Below are 5,455 nucleotides of genomic sequence, written 5' to 3'. Positions count from 1 at the left end.
GGGTTCCGCAACCTCACCAACTACATCGCCAGGAGCCTGCTCGAGACCGGCGGGTTCAGACCCCGTCTACACCCTCGACTGGGATGAGCCCCTTTACTGTGGCGTTTAATCATCATCCGTGACTGTGCGCAAGTAAATTTCTATGTGCTTACGATGCTGAGCATGAGAACGTTCTTCCCTCTTCGATGGCATTGAAGTAAACCCCCGACCGTCGGACCTAACGTAGTCGTAAGAACCATCATTATTTTTTTCGATGGTAAATTCAATACCTTCAACCACCATCTTTTCATGTTTACTGCTCATTTTGCGCCTCCTCTGGCTATCGCTTGTTCTGGAGAGAACGATATGTGATGCAGGTGATTCAATCAGCTGTTGTTCGACTGATTCTTTTTATAGAGGTCCGTCCAAATTAATCTCTGAAGGCCCAACGAAACAGCTCGACGTACGGTTCCACCCTTGTTGCGCCCGGCGGGTTCCCGTGTTTTGAAGCCTTGCTCCTCACTGTTCTGCCGCTGTGGTTTGGGTGCGGGTTTTGGGGGTGTGGGTGCTTCGAGTTGCTTGAGGGTGAGTGCGAGGGCTGCTGCGGTGGCGGTGGCTTCGCGGGCCGTGGTTTCGGCGGCGTGGGCGCGTTCGAGGAGTTGGGTGCGTTCGCGGTCGCGTTCTTCGGCTCGGGCGCGCCATTCGCGTGCGTCGGCGGTTGCGGTGGCGAGTTCTTCTTTGAGTCGCTCGAGCTCGTCCTGGTTGGGGGGTGACACGGGGGTGACATTGGGGGTGACAGGTGTCCGGTTAGGGGGTGACGTGTCAGGGGTGACAGGGGGTGACACGTGTCCGGTGTCGGTGAGTGCCGCGAGGGCTGTTTCGGGGATGTGCCAGCCGGTGTGGTCGCGGTAGGCACCGTGTTCGATGAGTGTTTCGCGGCGTCGTTGCAGGGTTCTGGTGCTGATGCCGAGGCGGTTGGCTGCTTCGTTGAGGGTGAGCATGGGTGGGGGTGACAGGGGTGACATGGGGGTGTCGTGCGGGGGTGACGTGTCAGGGGTGACAGGTGACATGGGTTCTAGTGTGTGTCACCCCCTGGTTGTGGCGGTGATGGGGGCGTTGAGTGCGCGTGTCGGGTGGGTGCGGTAGGGGTTTCGTGGCCGGCCCCCCTTGGTGTGTCCCTTGCGCTCGTCGCCCGTTCGGCGTGAGTTCCCGATCAGCCGGGACGGGGCCGGGCCGGAGTGTGCCCCGGAGCTTGCGGAGGGGTGCCGTAGGTCCGGGCTCGTTCTGGCAGGGTGCGATGCCGGGCGGGCGACGAGCGCAAGGGACACGCCCCCCTTGCGCTCAGAGCCTTGGAGGTGCCCCCGGCCAGGGAGAGGTGTTACCGGTCGATGCTGGGGCCGTTGTCCCGATAGGTCGGGGAGTCGAAGCGGTCATATCGCGGTTGCGTGTTCGTGGCTCGCCCTGGCGCGGGTTTGCCTGTACGGCGTTCTTCGACTCGGCGGCGGATGCGCTCCAACGCTTCTTCGTTGCTACTGGGTTTGGGTGCGATTCCGCTACCGGCTGTGGTCGCCCCTCGTCGCTGTTCCGCATTCATCCGCTTCAAAGAAGCCAGCGCCGTCTGGAAACGTTCGTGCTGGGGAGGTTCGCTTCTTTCGGTGTCGTAGGCGTCCCATTCGGCGTCGAAAGCTGCCGCAATATCTTCCGGTGACTCGATCCTCGACGCGTCGTGTTGGGCCTTTTCCATGGCGCGCCGTTCAGCGCGGGCTTGGGCGCGCACCAACTCTGCTGGCGGGTTTGCTTTCACGTGCGCAGCGCGTGCGGCGACATGGGCGGCGTATTCGCTGCGGGCCTCGGCCAGAACAGTGTGTGCAGCCCGATCTCGAGTATCACGACTCGCGATTGCGACGAATGCGCGCCGCGCTTCACCACTGGTCGCATGCCACGGCTTGACCGTCGACGCGTGCGCGCCGTGCTCATGCGCTTGGTCCCCGACGCGTGATTCCGTCAGGTAGGCCGTATTGCGGTGCCGCCCGCGCGTCATCGCGACGTACAAAGCGCCCCGGTCGGCGGTACTGGCGTCCAGGACGGCGTGTACACGATCAGCGGTCATTCCTTGCGCTGCGTGCACACTGACTGCGTATCCCAGATGCGTTGATTCGCGCACGTACTCGCCGGGCAGGAACGCGCTGACCGTTCCGTCCTCGCCGGGGCGTGTCACGACGACGCTGCCGTCATCGCGGGTCGCCTGTACCCGCCATGTTTGCCCGTTACGCACCGCCCCAGCGTCATGTCCATGCTCGTCGCTCGCGCGCAGCCTGGCGGTGTTCTTGCGGGTGATCAGGTCATCGCCGATGCGTGCCTGCTGCCCGCGTGAGGTGGGAACCGTCCGCACCTGCGCCTTCACGAACGCGTCGCTCTCACGCGGACTCAGGCCCTGCCGGTAAGCGTCCTGGCGGGCTGTCTCGAGCAGCTGCGGCAACCGCTCAGCCTGAGCGCGCACATTCAACGCGTCCGCGACCTCGAGTTTCTGCGTGATCAGCCGCGCCTCGAGCCCGCCGTCACGATCACGGGCCCACGCCCGGTACGCCGCCTCGAGCATCGCGGCGTCGTTCCCCAGGCGCAGACGATCAGCGTGCGCGTACCAGTCAGCAGCCATGTTCACCTCGCTGACGCTGCCCTCACGCAGCGCCAACCCAGCGGCGCGCTCATCAGCATCGACCTGACGGCGTACCTGCGACAGCTGCGCCGTGTCCGCACACGATTCAGCCAGCAACGAAAAGCCACCGGCCGCGGCCTTGACCGGGTCCAACTGAGCAGGATCCCCGGTCAAGACGATCTTCGCCCCAGCCTCACGCCCCGCCTCGATGATCCGCGCCAGATCAGGGGTACCCACCATGCCGGCCTCATCCACGAACACGACCGTTCGAGGCGACCATCCGTGCCGGCCGGCTTCGATCCTGGCTCGCATCGCCGCGACCGTTGACGCCGACGTCACGACACCTTCACCAGTCATCACGTCCGCGGCCTTGCCCGTCGGCGCCAAACCCACGACCTCGCGTCCCTGCGCCGCGTACAACTGCTGCAACGACGCCAACGAGAACGTCTTGCCCGATCCCGCCGGCGCAACGAACGGCGTCACCCGCGCATCACTGCGCGCCATCGTCGTGACGGCCTGCCGCTGATCCGCACTCAACCGCTCCAGCACGCCCCCACTTGCTGCCAGCACCGCCTCGTCGACAGCCAGCCCCGCAACCCGTTCTTGCGCGCTGCGCAGCATCAGCTGCTCACGCTCGATCGTCTCCGTGCTCGCGTACCGCACGCTGCCCTCACGCTCATGCGCCAGGCGCTCACCGTGCTGCTTGTCCGGATCAACGCTCAAGATCAGCGCCTCACCCACGACCTGCCCGGCAAGCTCCTCCACCGCCGCGCGTACCTGCTGCGCGGGCATGGCTGGCGGCATCAACGCCGCCGCCACCTCGACAGCATCAGCACGGGTGAACGTCGAACGCACCTGCGACAACTGCTCCAGCACCGCCTCCGCCGACGGCAACACCACCGGCGCGTCAGCCCGCACACCACCCATCCACGCCGAAACATCGAGGCCCTGCGCGCGCACATCCGAACGCCACTGCGCCCGCAACTGCTCATCACTCGCGCCGGTCTCCTTGTGCTCACGAGTCGCTTTCTGCGCCTGCGCCAACTGCGCCGCGCTCACCCCCGCATCCGCCCCAGACAAGTGCTCATCAGTCCACGCGCTGATCTGGTTGTGCCGCTGCGACCACGCCTCGATGTGCTCACGACTGACCTGCTTCAAATCGGCCTGACCCGTCGTCGGGTCCACGTCCTTCCAGGACACCCCCAGCCGCTGCGACAACTCCGCACGCAACGCCGCCTGATAGATCGACCCGCCAGCCTTCAGCTCGTGCAGCAAGCTCTGCCCGTCCAAGCTGCCCACGCCGCCCCCGTCAGCACGAACCTGCCTGTTGTGGATCAACACATGCGTGTGCAGGTGCGGATCACCCGCACGGCTCGTGCGGTGCTGATACGCGACCCCACTCAGCCCCAACGTGCGGACCAAGTCCTTCTGACCCGTCACCGGGTTGTGCACCCGCGTGTACCCCGCATGCTCACTCAGATACCCGAGCGCCGACCTGATCGCCGCCTCATGCGCGGCCACGATCTGCTCGTGCACCACCGCATCATCACTCAGCCCCCACAGCATCGACACGCTCTTCGGCGCCGCCGTCGTCACGTCGTAGCCGTACACGCTGCGCTCCGAGTACGCCCGCCCCAACGACGCCCCCGACGGCGCGATCGGCTCGTTGAACCACGCCCCAACCATCAACCCATCGAGCACCTGACCATCGCCCACCCCCAGATACGACTCCATCTCCGCGCGCTCCCCGTCCCCGCGCCCCACCACGAACACCCGCGCCGCAGCATCCCCCGCCTCGCCGTAGTAGTCCGTCATGTCCGCACCCGGGATACGCGCACCCTCAGCCACCGTCGACTCGTAGTAGTCCGTGCTGCCCGCGCCTAGCTTCGCCGCCGTCATCACAGCCAACACACCCCCTCACACCACGCCGAACCGACACCAGCGAACGATGGCCCGCTAGGGCCAGCGTAGCTGGTAAGCACTCTGTGCAAATGTGCCTAAGAGAAATGGGGGGATACGACGCGCACGGTGACGTGACGGAGAACGGGGGTTTCCTGGCAGCAGCCAGGCACGCTGACGCTGCCCGATGCTGCGGTGGTATCGGCGGCGTGCGGGGTGACTGCGAGCGGGTGGCTCGAGCAGTCAACGCTGCCGACGAGAGGAGCTGAAACAGACGGTGAACGGACCTGCCCTCTAACGGCCTCTCCCAACACGGTCGCACTACTGCACTCGGCGGGGGCCGCGCTACGACCTCGATAGGAACGCTGTGGGTGTCGGCGTGGAGCCTGGAGCGCCACCGTGACGACGGGCGAGCTTCGCGCTACGCTTCTAGTGCGTGGCGAAAAGCGTGGCCGGCAAGCAGCTTGTACTGCTACCGGTCGAGAGATCAGGAGTCCTACGTCCTAGGTCTCTCGAAGGGTCAGGAGTTCCTACCTCCTGGCCCTTCCTTTATGCCCCTATGCAGTTCGTCTGCCCCGACGGTACCTCACCCCTTGGAAGTTCAGGTCTTCGGCCCGCTACTTCGTAGCAGTGTGATCGGGGTAGACCCGCTCCTGTGTCCGGCGGAGTGGCCCGAACACGGGTGGAACAGGTCGCCGTGTGACAGCGAAGTACACGTGTAAAAACTTTATCCAGAAGTCTTACTGGTACTCCGCCATAACGGTCGATCTAGTCGGCAGGCCCGACACCACCCCTACAGCGACCACGAGAACTCAGACCCTTTACTGGCTGATCCCAATCGAGGGTGTAGTCGCGGTCTGGAAGTCGCCGGCTTTGAGTAGTGGCCTAGCGATAGTTGATGAGGTTTCGGAACCCACGCGC

General features: G+C 64.8%; 2 protein-coding genes. Both read right to left on the bottom strand.

What is annotated here, in order from left to right; translation table 11 throughout:
- Positions 1 to 365: 365 nt before the first annotated feature.
- A complete protein-coding gene (locus ABH936_RS13965) occupies positions 366 to 980 on the bottom strand; it encodes a hypothetical protein (RefSeq protein WP_259880284.1) in 615 nt (204 codons plus the stop codon).
- A gap of 377 nt (positions 981 to 1,357) precedes the next feature.
- Positions 1,358 to 4,534, bottom strand: a complete 3,177-nt coding sequence (mobF, locus tag ABH936_RS13960; protein ID WP_404603546.1) for a MobF family relaxase — start codon at positions 4,532 to 4,534, stop codon at positions 1,358 to 1,360.
- Positions 4,535 to 5,455: the final 921 nt, after the last annotated feature.

Origin of the sequence: Dermacoccus sp. GAS27A, assembly GCF_044909235.1 — a bacterium.
In the GTDB taxonomy this organism is placed as follows: Bacteria; Actinomycetota; Actinomycetes; order Actinomycetales; family Dermatophilaceae; genus Dermacoccus; species Dermacoccus nishinomiyaensis.
Note: the sequence above shows the minus strand (reverse complement) of the source record. Positions and strands in the feature narration are given on the sequence as shown.

Bases quoted from the DNA above. Each gene is read 5' to 3' on its own strand.
- mobF (WP_404603546.1), bottom strand. From the start codon at position 4,534: ATGACGGCGGCGAAGCTAGGCGCGGGCAGCACGGACTACTACGAGTCG.
- ABH936_RS13965 (WP_259880284.1), bottom strand. From the start codon at position 980: ATGCTCACCCTCAACGAAGCAGCCAACCGCCTCGGCATCAGCACCAGA.